General features: G+C 62.6%; 21 protein-coding genes. 17 read left to right on the top strand and 4 right to left on the bottom strand.

The window, feature by feature from the left end; genetic code table 11:
• Positions 1–9: 9 nt before the first annotated feature.
• The 17 genes from flgC to GQ56_RS43010 all read left to right on the top strand — a co-directional run bounded on the left by flgC (position 10) and on the right by GQ56_RS43010 (position 14,702).
• Positions 10–483: a flagellar basal body rod protein FlgC gene (flgC, locus tag GQ56_RS0108195; RefSeq protein ID WP_031398194.1), complete on the top strand. Its 474-nt coding sequence runs from the start codon at positions 10–12 to the stop codon at positions 481–483.
• Positions 480–806 (top strand): flagellar hook-basal body complex protein FliE, encoded by a 327-nt coding sequence (gene fliE / locus GQ56_RS39235; protein WP_063934615.1) that lies wholly within the window; start codon positions 480–482, stop codon positions 804–806. The genes flgC and fliE overlap by 4 nt, the downstream gene beginning before the upstream one ends.
• Before the next feature lie 79 nt (positions 807–885).
• A complete protein-coding gene (fliF, locus tag GQ56_RS0108205) occupies positions 886–2,460 on the top strand; it encodes a flagellar basal-body MS-ring/collar protein FliF (protein WP_152601693.1) in 1,575 nt (524 codons plus the stop codon).
• Positions 2,453–3,088, top strand: coding sequence for a hypothetical protein (locus GQ56_RS0108210; protein WP_031398197.1), 636 nt, complete (start codon positions 2,453–2,455; stop codon positions 3,086–3,088). Before fliF ends, GQ56_RS0108210 begins: the two co-directional genes overlap by 8 nt.
• The gene (locus GQ56_RS0108215) at positions 3,085–3,915 is read left to right on the top strand and encodes a FliH/SctL family protein (protein WP_081894863.1); all 831 of its coding nucleotides are present in this window, start codon (positions 3,085–3,087) and stop codon (positions 3,913–3,915) included. Before GQ56_RS0108210 ends, GQ56_RS0108215 begins: the two co-directional genes overlap by 4 nt.
• Positions 3,912–5,423 carry a FliI/YscN family ATPase gene (locus GQ56_RS0108220; RefSeq protein ID WP_235212663.1) on the top strand — a complete coding sequence of 504 codons (1,512 nt, stop codon included), beginning with the start codon at positions 3,912–3,914 and terminating at the stop codon, positions 5,421–5,423. Before GQ56_RS0108215 ends, GQ56_RS0108220 begins: the two co-directional genes overlap by 4 nt.
• A complete protein-coding gene (locus tag GQ56_RS0108225; protein WP_031398200.1) occupies positions 5,420–5,908 on the top strand; it encodes a hypothetical protein in 489 nt (162 codons plus the stop codon). The genes GQ56_RS0108220 and GQ56_RS0108225 overlap by 4 nt, the downstream gene beginning before the upstream one ends.
• Positions 5,898–6,797 (top strand): hypothetical protein, encoded by a 900-nt coding sequence (locus tag GQ56_RS44115; RefSeq protein ID WP_152601694.1) that lies wholly within the window; start codon positions 5,898–5,900, stop codon positions 6,795–6,797. The genes GQ56_RS0108225 and GQ56_RS44115 overlap by 11 nt, the downstream gene beginning before the upstream one ends.
• 12 nt (positions 6,798–6,809) lie before the next feature.
• Positions 6,810–7,205 (top strand): flagellar hook capping FlgD N-terminal domain-containing protein, encoded by a 396-nt coding sequence (locus GQ56_RS0108235; RefSeq protein WP_031398202.1) that lies wholly within the window; start codon positions 6,810–6,812, stop codon positions 7,203–7,205.
• A 10-nt stretch (positions 7,206–7,215) separates the two neighbouring features.
• Complete coding sequence (locus GQ56_RS0108240; RefSeq protein WP_031398203.1) at positions 7,216–8,400, top strand: flagellar hook protein FlgE; 1,185 nt, start codon at positions 7,216–7,218, stop codon at positions 8,398–8,400.
• A gap of 1 nt (position 8,401) precedes the next feature.
• Positions 8,402–9,355, top strand: coding sequence for a FliM/FliN family flagellar motor switch protein (locus tag GQ56_RS0108245; RefSeq protein ID WP_152601695.1), 954 nt, complete (start codon positions 8,402–8,404; stop codon positions 9,353–9,355).
• Positions 9,356–9,405: 50 nt separating this feature from the next.
• A complete protein-coding gene (locus GQ56_RS40060; protein ID WP_081894864.1) occupies positions 9,406–9,804 on the top strand; it encodes a FliM/FliN family flagellar motor switch protein in 399 nt (132 codons plus the stop codon).
• 41 nt (positions 9,805–9,845) lie between these two features.
• The gene (locus tag GQ56_RS0108255) at positions 9,846–10,277 is read left to right on the top strand and encodes a hypothetical protein (protein WP_031398206.1); all 432 of its coding nucleotides are present in this window, start codon (positions 9,846–9,848) and stop codon (positions 10,275–10,277) included.
• A complete protein-coding gene (gene fliP, locus GQ56_RS0108260) occupies positions 10,274–11,110 on the top strand; it encodes a flagellar type III secretion system pore protein FliP (RefSeq protein WP_235212664.1) in 837 nt (278 codons plus the stop codon). Before GQ56_RS0108255 ends, fliP begins: the two co-directional genes overlap by 4 nt.
• Before the next feature lie 10 nt (positions 11,111–11,120).
• Positions 11,121–11,981, top strand: a complete 861-nt coding sequence (locus GQ56_RS0108265) for a sigma-70 family RNA polymerase sigma factor (RefSeq protein WP_031398208.1) — start codon at positions 11,121–11,123, stop codon at positions 11,979–11,981.
• Positions 11,974–13,155: a tetratricopeptide repeat protein gene (locus GQ56_RS40065; RefSeq protein WP_052001558.1), complete on the top strand. Its 1,182-nt coding sequence runs from the start codon at positions 11,974–11,976 to the stop codon at positions 13,153–13,155. Before GQ56_RS0108265 ends, GQ56_RS40065 begins: the two co-directional genes overlap by 8 nt.
• Positions 13,156–13,184: 29 nt before the next feature.
• Positions 13,185–14,702, top strand: coding sequence for a glycosyltransferase family protein (locus tag GQ56_RS43010; protein WP_081894866.1), 1,518 nt, complete (start codon positions 13,185–13,187; stop codon positions 14,700–14,702).
• Between the two features lie 402 nt (positions 14,703–15,104).
• Here the strand turns inward: GQ56_RS43010 and GQ56_RS45535 are convergent, their stop codons facing one another.
• The 4 genes from GQ56_RS45535 to GQ56_RS40070 are packed head-to-tail and all read right to left on the bottom strand — an operon-like array spanning position 15,105 to position 17,909.
• Positions 15,105–15,938 carry a hypothetical protein gene (locus tag GQ56_RS45535; protein WP_161788557.1) on the bottom strand — a complete coding sequence of 278 codons (834 nt, stop codon included), beginning with the start codon at positions 15,936–15,938 and terminating at the stop codon, positions 15,105–15,107.
• Between the two features lie 44 nt (positions 15,939–15,982).
• A complete protein-coding gene (locus tag GQ56_RS0108280) occupies positions 15,983–16,879 on the bottom strand; it encodes an FkbM family methyltransferase (RefSeq protein WP_235212665.1) in 897 nt (298 codons plus the stop codon).
• A 16-nt stretch (positions 16,880–16,895) separates the two neighbouring features.
• Entirely contained in the window at positions 16,896–17,327 is a 432-nt protein-coding gene (locus GQ56_RS0108285; protein ID WP_031398212.1) for a hypothetical protein, read from the bottom strand.
• Positions 17,328–17,330: 3 nt separating this feature from the next.
• On the bottom strand, positions 17,331–17,909 hold the full coding sequence (locus tag GQ56_RS40070; protein ID WP_152601697.1) for a tetratricopeptide repeat protein: 579 nt from the start codon (positions 17,907–17,909) through the stop codon (positions 17,331–17,333).
• Positions 17,910–17,932: the final 23 nt, after the last annotated feature.

A 17,932-nucleotide genomic window follows, 5' to 3' on the forward strand; every position in this document is an offset into this window, starting at 1 on the left:
AGATGTCCGATGGACTATCAGCAGGTGTTTGCGATCAGTTCGGCCGGCATGACGGTCGAGCGCACGCGCGTGGACGTTGCGGCACTGAACCTGGCCAACGCCAACACGATGCAGGGCAGCGGCGGTGTGCGCTACCAGCCGTTGCGGGTCGTCGCGACGAGCGTGCCGGCATCGTATGCGACAGGGACCTTTGGCGCGCGATTCGATGCCGAGATGGCGCGAGCGCAAATCAACGGAACGTCAACCTTCAGCATGCCGACCGCGGTCGTCGTGCCGGGTGAATCGTCACCCCGTCGCGTCTATGAGCCTGACAATCCGTTCGCCGACGACAAGGGGTTCATCGAATATCCCGGCGTCAATCCGGCGCAGGAGATGGTCGGAATGATGGGGGCGATGCGCGCATATGAGGCCAACGTCGCGGCGATGAACATGGAAAAGACGCTGGTATTGCGCACGCTCGATATCGGTGGGGCGCAATCATGAGCGGCATCGATGCAATCACGGCCGCCGCGTCGGCTGCCACTGCCCAGGTACCGATTCCCGGCCCGGAGACAGGCGCCGTCCCGGACGCCGGTGCGCAACCGTCCGCGTCGTTCGGCCAGTTCGTCGGTGACGGGGTGGAACAGGTGAATCAGGCGCTTCTCGCGTCGCAAAGCGATTTGCAGTCCCTCGCGCTGGGGAATGCGCAGAATCTGCATCAGATCATGATGCGCCTCGAGGAAACCCGCCTGTCGTTCGAGCTGATGATGCAGGTGCGTTCACGCGTGCTCGAGGCGTATCAGGATGTGATGAAGATGCAGATCTAGTCGAGGATTCGATGCGCGGATATGAAGCGGCGGTCCGGTACGACCGCGACGTACGAGATACCAGTAGGAGTGCGACCTGATGTGGCAATGGTGGAACAAACTGGGTGAATCGGTCGGAGGCGCTGCGCGCGCCGGCCTGATGGGGGTTGTCGTCGTCGTTGCCCTGTTGATGGGCGGAAGCGCCTATTGGTTGCTGCGGTCGACGCCCCAGGTTCTGTTCGGCGACCTTTCCCCGCAGGATACGGCCGCGATGACGGCGGAGCTGGACAGGATGAAGGTGCCCTATACGCTCGCGGAGTCCGGTGGCGATGGCGGCACCAAGATTCTCGTGGACGGGGTAGACGTCTACAAAACGCGCATCAAGCTGATGGGCAAGGACATTCCACTTCACGGCGCGGTAGGCTTCGAGCTGTTCAACGGCAGCGACTTCGGCATGACCGAGTTTGCGCAGAAGATCAACTATCAGCGTGCATTGCAAGGCGAACTGACACGCACCATTCTTTCGCTGGCGGAAGTGCGCGACGCACGTGTGCTGCTCGCATTCCCGGAGCAGAGCGTGTTTCGTCAGCCGACCGGTAGCGCAAAGGCGTCCGTGACGCTGACGCTCAAGCCGGGCCGGGAGCTCGGCGCCGATCAGGTGGCCGGTATTCAGCGACTCGTCGCCGCTTCGGTTCCGGGCATCGTTGCGCAGAATGTGACGATTGTCGACCAGAGCGGGGTTGCGTTGACGCGGTCGCCGGTCGATGCCGACGCAGGCGCTTCCGGATCAGCCGTGCTCGAACTGAAGAAGGACGCCGACCGCTATTTTTCCCGCAAGGTCAATGACGTGCTTACCCAGGCACTTGGCGCCGGGCGCGCGCTCGCAAGCGTTGACGTGACGCTCGATATGGAGCGCATGCAGAGCAGCCTGGACGAACCCGTGTCGCCAGTCGGCCGCACCGGCGTGCCGACGGGGGTCGTCGTGCGCGAACATGAGACGAACAGGGGCGTGCCGCTGCCTGACAGTAGTCATGCTGGCGGAGAGGGTGCGGATACCGGTGGAAGCGATCAGCGCGACGTCGAATACGCGATCGGGCATCGCGTCGAACAAGTAGTCAGCCAGCCAGGATCGATCCGGCGCATCCAGGTCGCGGTAGTAGTCAATTCGCCGCTTGCCGCCGATCAGGCCGATCACTTGCAGAAAGTGATCGCGGCGAGCGTCGGTGCGTCGGCCGAACGCGGAGATGTCGTCGTCATTCAGACGCTGGACGCTTCTCAGTCCCCGGCGTCTTCGGCGGGCATCGCGACGCCAGGCGGACCCGAAGCCGCCCCGGTTGCCGATCGCCGCGCGACGGATCCGGCGCGTGCGCCACGCGGCATGGAGCATGTATCGATCATCGAAGCGGTCGTGGCGGGTCTCGCAGTCGCGGTTGTCGCTGCGTTGCTGTTCGGGATCGCACGTCAACGCGGAACTCGCGCCGAGCTCCCGCGATATGGCAAGCCGCTGACCGATGAGCAGCGCGTGGCTGCGCTCGCGCAATTGCACGGCTGGCTGCGTGGCGGCGGGCCGGATCTTCAACCCGCAGCGGCACTGCAGGGCCAAAGCGGCGTGGCGGGCGGCCTGCTGCAGCCTCGCGCGAAAGGAGACGGCGGTGCGGGAGTCCGGCATGGATGATGACCTGCTGATCGGGGCGGTTCCTGCAGCCGACGACGATATCCGGAAAGCGGCGTTGTTGCTGCACACGCTGTCAGGAGCGGATCGTGACTGGATGCTTGCCAGGCTCCCGGCGGAATACCGTCGGCAATTGCTCGATCTGGTCGAAGAACTGCGTGAACTGGGGATCCCTCCGGTCCGCTCGATGCTTGATGCGATGAAGGACGGTACCGCTGCTCGCCGCGCGTCGGCATCGACACCGGCCGACGACAGTTGGGAGGCGTGGTGTGCTGAAATCGATCGCGCCAGCCCGTCCATGGTATGGCCGATCCTGCGGGCGGAGCCGGAGCAATTGATTGCGCGTGTGCTGTCGTTGCATGACTGGCGCTGGGCCGCCGGAATTTCGCAATGGCTCGATCCCATGCGGCGTACCACGGTGCGGGTACTGCTCGAGCGGAACAGCGAGTCGCGGCATGAGGACGCGCGGGCGCTTGACGCGTATCTGCTATCGGGGTTGGGCACGCGTATTCGCGCATTGCCGGCGGAGGTTCACCCGTCGGAGCGGCTGGCCGAGCAGGATGAACCGGTATCGCGGCGAGCGGTCTGGCAGTGGCCGATTTTTGGCCGTCAACGGGAGCGAGGTCGATGAACCGGATCAGACCAGGCGTGCTGCGCGGCGTCACCGTTGTGCACGACGCCCATGTGTTGCTTCGACCCGGCGCGGCAATGCAGCGGCGCGGCGAGACTACGCCGGCCGGAGAGGCCGCGGGCTGTTCGTTGCCGGTGTTGCCGGACAGCGTCGGGACATCGCACGGGCGTGAACGGGAGGACGAACGGGCAAGCGGGATCGCGGACGGCTACCGGGAAGGGTTCCGGCAAGGACATGATGAAGGTCGGGCAGCGGGGCTGCTTCAGGGGATGGAAGAAGGCCGGGCGGAAGCATTGACCCACGCCAGGCGGGAAGCGGAAGCGCGTGAGCAGGTCGAGCGCATCGCACATGCCGAGCAGGTCGATCGGTTCGGTATGTGGCTGGGAGAAATCGCCACCGGCCTGGCGCACCGATTGAGCGAATACGCACGCCGGTCCGAGGAAGACATGATCGCGCTTTGTCATCGCGCGCTGTGCCGGGTGTTCGGTGAAACCGTCACCCATCCGGACAGTACCGCGTCGATCGTCAGACAGGCAGTCGCGGAATACTGCGCTGTCGAGGTGGCCAGTACGCTGGCGACGCTGTTGACGGTGCGGGTGCATCCTGCGGACGCCGAACGCCTGGAGGCGGACGTCGATCTGGCATCGGCGATACGGCGTCACGGTGTGCAGCGTGTGGCGTGGATCGGCGATGAACAGGTCGGGCCGGGAGGCTGCATGATCGACGCCGATCACGGCAGGCTCGATGCGCGACTCGAAACGCAGTTGATCGCGCTGACTGCATTGCTGTCGCGCAGCGCACCTGCTGCTGCGGCGGAGGATGCATGAATCGCGACCGCATGAATCGGGTCATGGAGAACGGGGGGAGCACCGGATCGTCCATTGCACGCGCGGTCGCGGAGCTTCGCGGTGCATCGCTCACGATGCGTGTGGGTATCGTGCGGGGCATTCAGGGACTCGCGGTCGAAGCCTCCGGACCGCGTGCGCGCATCGGTGAGCTGTGCGCGATCGTGCCGCCGGGTGTCGCGCCGCAACTCGACGTCGGGATGCTGCTGGTCGATCGGTCCGGGGAGGCTGACCCGGGTGCGGCCTCGCGCATGCCGATCCTTGCCGAGGTCATCGGCATTCAGCCATCGCACGTCATGTTGATGCCGTATTGCGACGTTCGCGCGGTGACGGTCGGTAGCACCGTTGTCGCCCTCGGGGATCGCTCGGAGATCGGTGTCGGCGACGAACTGCTGGGCCGGGTGATCGACGGCTTCGGCCGCCCGCTGGACGGACTTCCGGCACCCGTCACGCGGGCTTCCCGCGCAGTGCAGGGAACGCCGACGAATCCGATGGAGCGCCCGGGCATAGACACAGTGCTGGAAACCGGGGTGCGCGTGATCGACGGCTTGCTGACGATGGGCCGCGGCCAGCGTGTCGGCATCTTCGCGGGGAGCGGCGTCGGCAAGAGCACGTTGCTCGGCATGATCGCGCGCCATGTGCGCGCCGACGTCAACGTCATCGCCCTGATCGGCGAGCGAGGTCGCGAGGTGCGCGATTTCATCGAACGGCAACTGGGGGCAGAGGGCTTACGCCGATCGGTCGTCGTCGTTGCGACCGCCGATCAGCCGGCGCTCGGTCGGATTCGGGCGGCGCATGCCGCATTTGCGATCGCCGAATCGTTTCGAGACGCTGGCCGGCAGGTCGTACTGACGGTCGATTCGATCACGCGTCTCGCGATGGCACGCCGCGAGGTGGGGTTGTCCGCCGGAGAACCGCCGACGGCGCGTGGCTATCCGCCGTCGGTATTCGCGGAATTGCCGAGGCTGTGCGAACGATGCGGAACCGCGTCGTCCGGCGGGGCGATCACCGCGTTGCTGACCGTACTGGTCGAGGGCGACGACTTCAACGAACCGATCGCGGATACGCTGCGTGCGGTACTCGATGGCCATATCGTTTTGTCCCGCGATCTCGCAAATGCAGGCCGTTATCCGGCCATCGACGTGCTCAAGAGTGCGAGCCGGTTGCTGACCGAGTTGACGGGGCCTGCCGAGCGGGAACTGATTCGTGAAGCGGTGCGGGTGCTGGAACTGCTCGAACGCAATCGCCAAATGGTGGAACTGGGCGCCTACGAACGGGGCACGAATCCGGTGCTCGACGCGGCGTTGGGCGTGCAGACGGAGCTTGAAGGCTGGCTGCGCCAGCACGACGGAGGCGAGTCGAGACGACAGGCGCTCGAAGCATTGCGCGCGATTCTCACGCCGCAAGATGTCGATGCGCCGGTTTCGGAGAAAGGCAGTCGCGCGTTTTCGATACGTGGCGCGGCGTCCCACGCGAGGATCGTGTCATGAGCGTGGATCTCAGGGGGTTTCGATATCGACTGGAGCCTGCCCGCAGGCTCGCCGACTGGCGACTTGCAGCGGCAATTGTCCGCCTCGGCGAAGTGCAGCGGGCCATCGACGAGGTGACGCGGCAAATCGGCGATCTCGACGCCGCGTGCGAGACGCAGGCGCAGCGACTCGCAAGCCGGATGGTGGCCGGATGTGATCCGTCGGGCTACGCGTCGGGCCTGGCATGGATTGCCGGACTGCACCGTGAACGCAATGCTGCCCGGGCCGTGAAGGATGAATGGCTGGAGCGCCGTCGTGGGGTTCGAAGTGAACTCGCGATGCTGCAGGCCAGGGTGGATGCGTTCGGTGCACATCGGGACGTCTGCGAAACGGCTTACGCGAGTGAGGAAGCCTTGCGCGAGGCCGCGGAGGCTGACAAGGACTGGCTTGCGCGTACGGCAATGCGGGCGCGAAACCTCGCGCGGGGAGGGTCATATGGAAAATGATCGCGTGCTGCTGTCGCTTTCTCTGCGCATCGCGCAGGCGGCAAATGCCGACGCGCGTCGGCAGACTGATGTACCGACCGGTGATCAGACGCTGGCGTGGCAACGTGAGTTGGCGCAGGCGCAGGCCGACGGATTTGCATCGTGGTTTTCGCCGGTCGCCGCGTCGGCGCATGTGCCGGTTGCCCCGCTGTCGCATGGTGTACCGGATACCGGAATGCCGGCCGATCGTGCGCAGGGCGCGAAATACACCGGGTCGGCAGGATCCGCGCCGATTGCGGGGGCTGGCCGGAATATCCGGTCCGTGCAAGCTTCCAGGGAGCGCGTCGATCTGGAGAACCGTTCCGTACCTCGGCTCGACGCGTTTGCAACGTTGCCGGTCACGGGAAGCGTGCCCGCAACGCTTGTCCCGTCGCTATCGCCGCCCCCTGACCCGGTCACCATATCGACGGCAGGGCTGCCATCGACGCCCTCTTCGCTGCAGGCGTGGTTGACGGCATCCCTCGGGACACCGGTCGAGCGAGTCGATGCGCCGTCCGAGACGCTACGCGCGGTAGTGCATGCGGCACCTGACGACGATGGCACGGAAGCAGACCCGGACCCGGAACCGCTTCAGTCGACGGAGCCCCAGCGCGGCGCGCCGAGGCCGCCGGATCCGATGCGCGTTTATGCCGAATGGAGCGAGGACGGCGTGCGCGTCTGGCTTGGTGCCGATACCGAACGACTGGCGGACGTTGCTCGGGTCGCACGCATCTTGCGCGATCAACTCAGGCAGCAGGGAGTCCGTCTGCACGCCGTCGTCTGCAACGGTACCGACATTTCCCTATGCGACGGAACCGCGGCGGAGACAACCGCCGGATTTTCCCCATTGACCGATTCGTCTCGTTTTTGAACAGGAGGAGCTATGACAATCACCGCAACGAGTGGCGTGAGTAGCGCAGGCTCGAACAGCACGCTGTCCTTGCAAGACTTTCTGCAAGTCCTGATGACGCAACTGACGTATCAGGACCCGCTGAATCCGATGGACAACGAGCAGTTCATGGCGCAAATCGCGCAGTTTACTTCGCTCGAGGAGACGCAGCAGATGAACACGAGCATCCAGACGCTCGTCAGCAACCAGGCTGCACAGCAGTCGGTCGGGCTGATCGGCCATACCGTCAACTTCACCACGCAGTCGGGACCGTTGTCGGGGACGGTGCAGAGCATCGATCTGTCGGGCTCGACGCCGCAGCTCAGTATCAATACGAGCAGCGGTGTCGTGAGCGGCGTGAGCATCAGCCAGTTGACGTCCATCCAGTGAGGTCGGCGCGATGATCGATTCCATTACGATTGCCGAATCCGGCCTGCTCGGTTTCGAGGCAGGGCTTCGCACCATTTCGAACAATACGGCGAACCTCAACACTCCGGGCTTCAAGGGTTCTTCGACCCAGTTCGCCGACCTTTTCTATTCAGACAGCAGTCTTGAAAGCGACGGGTCGCCGGGCGTCGGGGAGTTCGGGTACGGACTGAATACGCTCGGCACCACGCTGAACTTCACGCCAGGACAGCAGTCGAGCACCGGCGACCCGCTTGACGTTGCGGAGAACGGTCAGGGCTACTTCGTGCTGAAGAACGCCAACGGCGAGCTGCACTACACGAAGGACGGTGAATTCAAGTTCGATTCCAGCGGCACGCTTGTGTCGGCGACGACGGGCGAGACGGTCATGGGGGTCGACGCCAACGGCAATCTCGTTCCCATTACGCTGACGAACATGGGGACCAACGCGCCGAAGGCGACGACGACCGTGACGTTCAGCGGCAATCTGTCATCGACGACCACGTCCGATACGGTCAATAACGTGACGGTGATCGATGCCGCCGGGACAACGCATACGTTGAGCGTCGCGTTGACGGCGGTTAGCGGTCAGACCGGCACGTGGAACGTGGCATTGATGGACGGAACGACTCAGGTCGGCAATGGCACGATCGCGTTCAGCGGCGGCAACGTCGTGTCGGGCAGCAGCAAGGTCGCACTGACCTACACGCCGACGGGCGGGCAATCGATGCCGTTGACCCTCGATTTTTCCAGCAACGTGACGTCGTTCGACTCAGGCACCAGTTCGACGCTGGCGTTTGCCCAGCAGGACGGCTATGCGTCGAGCAGCCTGACCGGCGAATCGTTCGATTCGACCGGGACGCTGATTCTTGCGTATGCGAACGGCCAGACTGCCAAAGGGCCGCAACTCGCGCTGGCGCAGTTCAGCTCGCCGGATCAGGTGCAGTCGATCGGTGGCAACGAATTCGCCGCGCAGGGTTCGAGCGGCTGGACGATCGGCACGGCGGGAGCCGGCCAGTTCGGCACCGTGGCGGACGGCGAGGTCGAGGGATCGAACGTCGATCTGTCGACGGAATTCAGCAACCTCGTCGTGATGCAGCGCGGCTATCAGGCATGTTCGCAGGTCATATCGACAGCGAGCGACATGTTGAGCACGTTGTTCGGCATCTGGGGGAAATAGAGTGAACGAGACCGATACGCAAACGCCGGGCCGGAGAAGCGGCGCCGCGCCGCGTCGCGGAGAACTCGTGCCGGTCGAGCGTGCACGACGCGATGCGCATCCTGTACGGGCCCTGCGCGATGCCGCGCGCGTGAGCCTCGCCACGACTGCTGACACATTGCTGGCCCGTTGGTGTCGTGACTGGGGCGTGTCTGAGGATGCGCGACCCGTTTCTGTCCAGTGTGTTCCGGCCTGGGATGCCCCTTCGGAATCGGCAATGCGGAATGCCGTGTGGCGTCGGCTGGCCGTCGAAGAGTCGGCCATGTCGATCTGGTGGCGCTGGCAGGCAGGCAACGCGAGGCAGGCCGTGCCGGCGGACGCGACCGGCCCGCTCGGCATTGTGCAGACACTGTTGTTCGGTGGCCGCGGTGCGGTGGGGGGGCTGGCGGCAGACACGGCCGCCGCCGCGTGGAGCGACTGGTGTCTGCGAATCGCACGGCAATGCGGTGCGACCCACGTTGCGCACCGGGATGTTTTCTCGTGCGACGAGGGGCAAACGCTACCGGAACTCTTTTCACGGCACTGGACAGGTGCGGTGTTGCTGCGCTGGACCGTCGGCGAACAGATCCTGTGGCTCGCTCTCGACGCGACGGCCGCCGAGGGCTGGCTGCGTACCGATGGATTCGAAATGGCCGCGCCGGTTGCCTGTCGCGCTGCGCCACTCGCCGCGCTCCCGGTTGCGCTTCGCGACGCGACGGTCAACGTGAATATCGAACTGCGGCCGGTCGAGGTTGCCCTTGGCGATTTGATGGCGCTTGCGCAAGGCGACGTCATTCACACACAGCACGCAGTCGACGCGCCGCTGCAGATTCTGGTGAGCACGGTCGACGGTGCGTCGACCGCGCCGCTTTGTCACGCTTACCTCGGGATGCGCGACGGCGCGCGTGCGGTCGTGCTGGCGAAACCCGCCGGTTGAGCCGGTACCGTTCCCGGGATTTCCCGTCACCTTTTCGATTCAGATGAAACATGCTTAACCAGCCAACCAGTTTGATGAACGAACCGTCGCTTGACGTGGCCGATTCGACCGATCAACCCGCTCGCGCAAATCTCGTGCAACTTGTGGAATTGCCGTTGGGCGGCCACGATGGCGCGCCGTTGCCTTTCGATGCCGGCAAGGGCGGCGCGACCGCCAATCCCCTGATGCAGGTCAGGGCGGCCGTGACGGTACGCGTCGGAACCGCGGAGTTGACCGTCGGCGAATTGATGAGCGTGCGCGAGGAACAGGTGCTACGTCTCGACCAGTCGGTCGAGAGTCCGGTTGACCTGCTGGTCGGTGGCGAGGTCATCGCACGCGGCACGCTGGTCGTCATAGACGGCTGCTTCGGGGTACGTCTGACCGAATTGCCGCGTCCGCTGCAACCATGACCCGGCACAATCTTGCATCGCGAGGCCGGCGAGCGGCATGCATGGTGTGGCTGGCCGGGTGGTTGATGGCGGCGCCGGGGGCGAGGGCCGCCGAGTACGCCATACCGGCTGGCGGAGCGTGGCGGCAAGACACCGATCTGCCGGACCGGTCGCATGTCGTTCGCGCGGCTGCCGCCGTCGTACTGACGCTTGCGGTCGGAACCGTCTGGTTCGTCTCGAGACAGCGCCGTGGCCGAACGGCAGGCCCTGGCTGGGCGCGCTTCACGTCGCGCATGACCCGCGCCGGTGGCGGGAGCGATGGTGTGGTCGTCAGGCAGTCGTTCAGGCTGGGCGGCGCGGCGACCCTGCACGTAGTGACCTGGGGCGAGCGCGAGTGGCTGATCGGTTGTTCGGCGGCCGGGTTGACGGTGGTTGCCGAGCAGCCCGTGCCGAGCGACGCCGGCGCAGTGCCTTCCGGGGAGGCGCAACGATGAGAGTCGATTGCCTGTCGGTTGCGCGCGAGCTGGTGTTGACCCTGTTCGCTGTACTGATGCTTGTCTTGACCTGTTCGCCGGCTGCTCGGGCCGAATCGCAGCATGTAGGGCCTGCAGGGGCATGGAGCGCTATCGATGGAATGACCCGGCCGTCCGCTGCCGGCACAACGGGCACGCGCACCGGGACGCAGGCGCCGGCACCGGAGGCGACTGCCCAGCCGATTCGCATCGTGCTCGGCCTGACGATACTGGCAATCCTGCCGGCGCTGCTGATATGCACGACGTCGTTCCTGCGCATCATCATCGTGTTGTCGATGTTGCGCCATGCGCTGGGCATGCAGGAAACGCCGCCGAACAGTGCGCTGATCGGGTTGGCGCTCTTCCTGACGTTGTTCACGATGTCGCCCGTGGTGCAGGAGGTCGACCGTGCCGCGTTCCAGCCGTTCATGCAGGGAACGTTGTCGATGGAGGACGCTTACAGGAAGGGCGTGACGCCCGTACGAGCGTACATGATCCGTCAGACGCGCGAGCAGGATGTCGCCTTGATGATCGAGTTGTCGAAGGCGCCGCAGCCGTCCTCGATCGACGACGTCGGCAATGTGCAACTTGTGCCCGCGTACATGCTGTCTGAACTGCGCGCGGCATTCCAGATCGGATTCGTCATCTTTTTGCCGTTTGTGCTGATCGATCTCGTCGTAGCGTGCATCCTGATGGCTCTCGGCATGATGATGATGCCGCCGACGACGATCAGCCTGCCGCTCAAGATCCTGATGTTCGTGCTGATAGATGGCTGGAGCTTGCTGTTGAAGGCGCTCATCGGGTCATTTCACTGAGTCGGCCGGAATGAGTTCGCGTGAATTTTCCCCGTACGGTGCGTCGGAACTCGGCGGCCTGGCCGCGAGGGCAGGTCGCGGTACGCCGCGAGCGTACGATCGGAACGAACTGGCGGTGGCGGAGTTGTGGCGACAGCATGTCGAGGCACGCGACGCCGGCGCCCGCGAAGCGCTGATCATGATGCACCTGCCTTATGCGCGGGCGGTCGCCGCAGGGTTGTACGGCAAACATGTCAATCACGAGGCCGAGTTCGACGAGTACATGCAGTGGGCTACCCTCGGCCTCATCGAGGCGCTGGATCGTTACGATCCGGGGCGCGGCGCACAGTTCACGACGTATGCCTTCGTGCGGATACAGGGCGCTATTCGCGATGGCCTCGAGCATATCAGCGACAGGCAGGAGCAGTTGAGTCTGCATCGCAGGCTGATGGCCGAACGGGCAGCCGCGGTGGAGCGGAGCGTCGCAACGGAGCTCGGAACCGATGGCGAGGCGTTCGATCGGCTCGCGAGGGTTAGCGTGGGCTTGATGCTGACTTTCTTTCTCGACGGAACCGGCATGATTCATGACGAGGACGGCGCGTTGCCGGATGCCTGTTATGGCACGCTGGTGTTGAAGCAATCGCGCAAGCAGGTGCGGGAGCTGATCAGCTACCTCACGCCACGCGAACAGTCGGTGGTGAAGCTGCATTACCTTCAGGGGCTGACCTATAGCGAGATCGGAAGCGTGCTGAACATCACGCGGGGACGGATTTCGCAATTGCACGAGCAGGCCCTGACCCGGCTGAGACGGCTGTTCGCGGGGCGTGAGACGATTGCCGCGAATGCGCCGACGAGTCCGGATTCTTCCCCGGGTCCGGACAACCATGAATGACCTGACGACTGAAGAGGATCCTATGCTGCCTGACGTCGATGCGGAGCGACTGGAGCGGTTGATGTCCTACCTGTCCGACGATTCCGACAATGAATCGTTGCGACGCGACGCCTTTGATCTCGCATTGTCGTGTGGCCGCCGCGACGTGGCGGACGAGCAGCTTCGCTGGGCGTCGGCACATCATCCCTCCAGCGCGCCATGGCGGCATCGCCAGGCTCTGCTGGAGCTTGCCCGGGGGCAGTGGGCCGCGGCAGAGATGCTGCTGCGCGAATTGATCGACGAAGGATATTCGGCGCCGGCCGTTGTGTTCAATCTCGCAGTTGCACAGTTCCGGCAAGACAGGTTCGATGTGGCGGTCGAACGGACGCACCAACTTCTCGATCCGGCGGGGCCATTGTTTCGTGATGCGTTGCAGCTGACACTGGGGTGCATGCACCGGCAGCATCTGCTGGATGGCGCGATCGAACTGCTCGATCGCTTCGAATCGAACGATCCCGGCGCGGGAAGCCTCGGTGCAGGCAGCCTCATTGCTCTGGACCTGGGCGATCTGGGACGGGTCGAGCGATGGGCTGGTCGGGCGTTGGCGGTCGATCCCAACCAGCATGAGGCGCTGGTTGCGCTTGGCAGCCTGCTGGTGGCGCGTCGGCAGGTCGACGGTGCGCTGCACTGCCTCGGGCTGGCGGTGCAGCGTCATCCTGACGATGGCCGGACGCTCTCCGCGTTGGGAATGGCGCAGTTGTTGACAGAAAATCTCGGCGCGGCGCGCGATACGTTCCTGCGGGCTGCACATTTCATGCCTGGCCATATCGGAACCTGGCACGGGCTCGCGTGGGCGTGCGTACTCCAGCAGGATCTGCAAGATGCGCGCAATGCATTCGAACGAGCGCTGGCGCTGAATCGCGGCTTCGGGGAGAGTCATGGCGGGCTTGCGGTCGTCGAGGCGCTGGCTGGGGAGCGCCACGCGGCACAAATGTCGGTGGAACGGGCGCTTCGTCTTGACCCGCTTTGCTTGTCAGCACGTTACGCCGAGGCGGTGTTGAACGGCGACGCCGGTGACCCGGAACGCTTTGCCAGACTGGCCCGACGCGTGCTGAGTGCGAGACGTGATGTCGAGGGGCGAGCGTTGTCGGATGTGGTTCTTGTACGCGAATCTGGTGGATCTTCGGCGCAGTGACGAGCGAAGGGTGTAATTGAACGGGAGTCGTGGATCTACCGAACCATGGTCCGGAGCTCATCAGGATCGAAGTGGCCAGACAAGGTCTGAAATACGGCTGGCGATGCTTCGTCACCTGGACCGAAGAAACCATCGACGCCAGACTCACCGATTTACTTGTCGGATACGACGTTAGATTTAAAAATAATTTAAAGCGAACGCTGATGAATTCTGACCTCGTTTCATTTCACTCCATCCTGTTGATGCACCCGGCCGATGCCGTGCTCAACAATCATCGCGCTTACTGCGCTCGCCATGGGTATATTCATACGGCGCACGCTATCGGCAGCCCGGGAAACAGCGATCGCGTTCGCCTTCTGTACAAGTACAGTCTCGCCAGGAAAATAGTGGTAGAGGCTCCAGCCGAAAGCCTATTGATTATAGCTGACGAGTCGGCGGTGGTGTACGAGCCGCTTGCTGCCGACTGCGTGATCGGCGACGCACCGAGCTGGATTGCGCAATGTGCGATCCATAATCGTCCGGATGGATGTTTTTTCATGCTTAGGGCAGGCCCGGCGGCATTGCAGTGGCTCGACAGGGTTCTCAATACGCTGCGCGACCACGATATTGATTCATGCGTGAGTCGCTGGAGTCATTTCGAGCTGGAGGGTATTCCAGCGACACCGTATGACCAATCTCTGGAGGGTGCTGAATGTTGTAGTCTCCTCTTTACCCCATTCGGTCACAATCTTCCTGAACACTCGGCCTTCGTATTGTCTCTTAATCCCACGGTACACAAGAACGTCCATGATGATCGAGTCGCGAGCCGGTTTGTCGAGTATCTTAATTCGGTCCAGGCACGTGCCGGTCGTCTGTATGACGATATCGATTTAACACCGATTGTCGGAGAGTCTTTCGAAGTCGTAAATCCAGGCCGGCCGGTTGCGCTGATTACGAGCTACACGCCGAATATTGCAGCATATGCAGCTTTTTCAGAGCGCAATGTCTCAGCATACTGCCGACGTCATGATTATACGCACTACATTTACCGAGATACACCGGCACATTTGAACCGCAACATAACGGGAAACTGGAACAAGGCCGAATTGCTACTTCAGCATTTCGGTTCTCATGCATACGTGGGATGGATTGACGCAGATATACTGATTCATTCTCAACAACGTCCACTTCACGAAAGTGTATTTCAGCAGCCGTTCACGCTGGTGCGCGATATTGCAAATCATCGATTGAACAGCGGCTTCATGATTTTTTCTGATGCGCCGGAATGCCGGAAATTTCTTGAGCAGGTCCAGAACATCATTGATGCTGTTCCGGACAAGTTTGGTATCTACGCTTCAGGCGGAGATCAGGCGGCATTTGTGTCAACATGGGATTCATTTGGTGGGGAAATCGCGATCCCGCTTTCCGATTGCGTATCCTTGAACTCGCATCCATCTCTCTACGATGCGGATAGTTTCATGATTCATTATATGGGTTATCCGGAGCGATTTCGGGCAATAGTGATGCGGGCTGACTCGCTTGAGATCGATCGACGAAATGCGTTGTAAGTCAATTTGATGACGTTGAATTTTTAGACATGATTGACTGTCAGGAAAAGCGAGGAAAATGGACCACTCTCGGTATTTCAATTAAAGTTCGATTCAAGCCGCAAATCTTCGTCTGCACTATCTGACACAGTTGCTGCGTGAGCAGACGGGCTCGATTGTCCAGTACGGCATACTTCGCGGGTTTTCAATCGGCATCGGCGACTGGGCGGAGGTCGGGGTCGGCAGGCTTCCTGCTTGGCACCTACGAAATCGCCGTCTGCGCCATTCTTGAGGCGCTTGGGTCTCCCCAAAAGACACGGGTTGATCTGGGAGCCGCCGACGGGAATTTTGGCATCGGGCTGGTCCGTAACACTGTCTTTGGTCGCAGCCTGTGTTTCGAAATGGACGAGAAGCGCCGCAGGATTATCGAGCACCGAGCTGCGGAGATGGGGCTGGCGGATCGGAGCGGTCGACGTCGATTGCGTGCGCAAAATAGCGGAGATTGGGGAACTCGGATGCGGGGAACCCGCGTCGAGCTACTGCCGACGCATGGTTGTGAATCCCGGCGTGCGTTTCCAGCACGCCGCCTTCACGGATCTGCGCTGCGGTTCTCGTCGCCGAAGGGCGCACTACGGCGACATGCCCTTCGGCATGCCCGGCAGCGCTTTTCGGCCGGAAGTAGCCGAAGATCACCAGGTAACCCCGATTAGCCAGCGCTTGAGCCTGGGCCGGAGTGTCCACCCTGAACCACCCGGCCTCGCGGCCCGCGCGCGACTCGAAGAAATCCAGCTGTGTGTGCGACAGGAAGTTCTGACTGTCGCGCGGCGGGCGGGGCAAATAGATGCCGACGGCGTTGCCGACTGCTGCCGTGAAAAGCGAGCAGTGCGTATCGGGCCCGAGAACCGGCGAAGACGGATCGCCGACCGGTTCGCCTGTATCCCAGCGTACCTCGCGATTGGCCGGCCAGTGATGCTCGACGTCGAGCCTGTCCAGTGCGCGGAGCAACTGCTGCCCCTGAGCGGTCACAGGACCGCAACACGGACCGTCGCCAGCAATTGGAAGCGGTGCAATGGTCTGCAACGGTGAGTCGGTCGGCGTCATACATGCCGACAGCGCAGCCACAACGGCAATCGTCGCGATCTTTGCGACCGGTTTCGCGGCTTTCATCTGATATCGGGATGCGGTGGATGGAAGACCCGGCGCGCACGGTGTCGCGACAAGACGTGTCGTGAAGCTTCCGCGGGTGTGGGGATTCATGTCGTTGTCGGTAGGAATTCTTGTAGCAGTGGGCGCATGCCGCGCTATCGTGCGACGAGCGGGTAATCGCCTGAATTCCTGATTTCCTCGGCGTCGATGATTTTCATGTCCGAATCACGGGGAAAGCCGATCATGTTGAACGCCGAAATACCGGGGTACCGATTGTTGGTATTGCTGCGGAAGTTGTCAGGATTGAACAGTGGTGTGATATGCCACCAGAGCCGATAATCGAGTTCCCAAAGATACTCGATGAGTGCACGCGAATTGTCGGCACGGTCGTTCTCGATATAAATGGCTGGCCTGCTTCGCATGATCGTCTGGCGTGCGCCCGCCAAAACGTGAAGTTCGAAACCTTCGACGTCGATTTTCATGAGCTGAACCTCCTTCTTGCTCAGCATGTCGTCGAGACGAATACACGGGACTTCGACTCTCGTCGCTGAAACCCCGGGTTGCATTGATACGGCCCCGAAATTCCCGGCGCGGTGATAGTCCGGGAGAGTGAATCCGAGTGTGCCGGGTTCCGATCCACACGCCATCGGCCAAGCGGTGACATTGGAGATGGCATTCAGAGCCAGATTCGCACACAGATTCTGGAACACGAAAGGCTGCGGCTCCAGCGCTACGACGTCGGCGCCGACTGCTTTTGCCGCAGCAGCCAACGGAACGGTCTGGCTGCCGATGTTCGCGCCCACCTCCACGATCGTGCCGGGCCTCCTGATCAGTTGAAGCAGGAACTGCGTCTCCAGCTCCGAGTATTCGCCGTAGTCGATCAGCGCGTTGCCGATATAAATATCGTGCCGATTGACGAGCATGGGGCCGTGACGCGTTTCGACGAGTAGATAAGGTTCGGCTAGCTGAATGATCATTTCGTTGAATGTGTTTACAGGTAGCAGCGGATGGCGATATTCGTCTTGCCGCCAGTTTCGAATGTCCGATGGCAACCCGGATGCGCCTGTGTCAGGCCCGCTCGAATGCGTCGAGCAGCGTCGCAAGAGAACGACCGCCAGACGTGTGCTCGAACAGGGCGTCTATGGCAGTATCCACGTCCGTTTGAAGTGAGGGTATCTGTTCAATGCTCGTGATGATTTGATCGATCAAGATCGGGAAGTTCGCATCGCTTCCCGCTTCTTCGCCAAGACGGCTGATCAGGCCGTATTCGATGTATAGCCGGAACGCTTGACGTCGCCTTTGCGGATGATCCGGGTCGATCGCCTGGATACGCTGGGCGAGGCGCGCCGCCAGCCCATCGCGCTTTTGCGCGCTGGCATCGCCAATTGATTCCTTGCGTGAACCCGAGGTAGCCGCGGTAGCGGTCTTTACTTGGCCGACCGGAGCGGACTGGCTCTGTATCGTCTGGAAGAGCCGGTCGAGCGGCGAGATGGGGCTCATTGTCTAGCGCTGTATGTATGACGCAATCAGAAGATGCGTCGATGGCTCCGGCTCGACAGGTGCATCTCCTTGCGCCGGGCCGGATTCTTGGTCTGGTCGGTCGGCATCAGCACCGCCTGTGTCGAGCAGGGAGAGTTTCTCCAGCAGCGCGGCCATGTCCGCGTTCAGCGGCGCATTTTCGCGGCTAACCTGCAGGCCTTGCCGGATCCAGGCCTCGGCATCGACCCGGTCACCGTGCAGGATCGCGAGCATCGCTCGTGCGAAACACGAGAGCGGATGCCGTGTCGTCAATAGCGGCGCCCACACTGAACGCGCCGCATCCGGGCGTCCGGTTGTCATATAGAGCAGGCCGAACTGGAAACGTGCGATGGCGAGGTGCGGTGCGAGCGAGAGGCAGGCCAGAAATTCAGCTTCGGCAGCTTGGACATCACCCATCGCGGCGAGATTCGCCGCGCGCAGATAGTGCGGCTCCGGCGCTTCCGGACGGAGTTCGGCGGCCGCGGTCAATAATGTCGACGCTTCCGACCATTGCGCATCCTGGCTTAGCGTCACGGCCTGTTCCAGCAGGGCATCAAATGGCATGTGCATGTCGAACGTCTCTCCGT

The organism is Burkholderia paludis (genome assembly GCF_000732615.1).
GTDB classification, from domain to species: domain Bacteria; phylum Pseudomonadota; class Gammaproteobacteria; order Burkholderiales; family Burkholderiaceae; genus Burkholderia; species Burkholderia paludis.

Excerpts from the sequence above, each read along its gene's own strand:
- GQ56_RS0108220 (WP_235212663.1), top strand. The coding sequence starts at position 3,912 with ATGAATCGCGACCGCATGAATCGGGTCATGGAGAACGGGGGGAGCACC.
- GQ56_RS0108235 (WP_031398202.1), top strand. The coding sequence starts at position 6,810 with ATGACAATCACCGCAACGAGTGGCGTGAGTAGCGCAGGCTCGAACAGC.
- GQ56_RS45535 (WP_161788557.1), bottom strand. The coding sequence starts at position 15,938 with ATGAATCCCCACACCCGCGGAAGCTTCACGACACGTCTTGTCGCGACA.
- GQ56_RS44115 (WP_152601694.1), top strand. The coding sequence starts at position 5,898 with ATGGAAAATGATCGCGTGCTGCTGTCGCTTTCTCTGCGCATCGCGCAG.
- GQ56_RS0108285 (WP_031398212.1), bottom strand. The coding sequence starts at position 17,327 with ATGAGCCCCATCTCGCCGCTCGACCGGCTCTTCCAGACGATACAGAGC.
- GQ56_RS40070 (WP_152601697.1), bottom strand. The coding sequence starts at position 17,909 with ATGCCATTTGATGCCCTGCTGGAACAGGCCGTGACGCTAAGCCAGGAT.
- fliE (WP_063934615.1), top strand. The coding sequence starts at position 480 with ATGAGCGGCATCGATGCAATCACGGCCGCCGCGTCGGCTGCCACTGCC.
- GQ56_RS0108265 (WP_031398208.1), top strand. The coding sequence starts at position 11,121 with ATGAGTTCGCGTGAATTTTCCCCGTACGGTGCGTCGGAACTCGGCGGC.
- GQ56_RS0108210 (WP_031398197.1), top strand. The coding sequence starts at position 2,453 with ATGGATGATGACCTGCTGATCGGGGCGGTTCCTGCAGCCGACGACGAT.
- GQ56_RS0108255 (WP_031398206.1), top strand. The coding sequence starts at position 9,846 with ATGGTGTGGCTGGCCGGGTGGTTGATGGCGGCGCCGGGGGCGAGGGCC.
- flgC (WP_031398194.1), top strand. The coding sequence starts at position 10 with ATGGACTATCAGCAGGTGTTTGCGATCAGTTCGGCCGGCATGACGGTC.
- fliF (WP_152601693.1), top strand. The coding sequence starts at position 886 with ATGTGGCAATGGTGGAACAAACTGGGTGAATCGGTCGGAGGCGCTGCG.
- GQ56_RS40065 (WP_052001558.1), top strand. The coding sequence starts at position 11,974 with ATGAATGACCTGACGACTGAAGAGGATCCTATGCTGCCTGACGTCGAT.
- fliP (WP_235212664.1), top strand. The coding sequence starts at position 10,274 with ATGAGAGTCGATTGCCTGTCGGTTGCGCGCGAGCTGGTGTTGACCCTG.
- GQ56_RS40060 (WP_081894864.1), top strand. The coding sequence starts at position 9,406 with ATGCTTAACCAGCCAACCAGTTTGATGAACGAACCGTCGCTTGACGTG.
- GQ56_RS0108240 (WP_031398203.1), top strand. The coding sequence starts at position 7,216 with ATGATCGATTCCATTACGATTGCCGAATCCGGCCTGCTCGGTTTCGAG.
- GQ56_RS0108215 (WP_081894863.1), top strand. The coding sequence starts at position 3,085 with ATGAACCGGATCAGACCAGGCGTGCTGCGCGGCGTCACCGTTGTGCAC.
- GQ56_RS0108225 (WP_031398200.1), top strand. The coding sequence starts at position 5,420 with ATGAGCGTGGATCTCAGGGGGTTTCGATATCGACTGGAGCCTGCCCGC.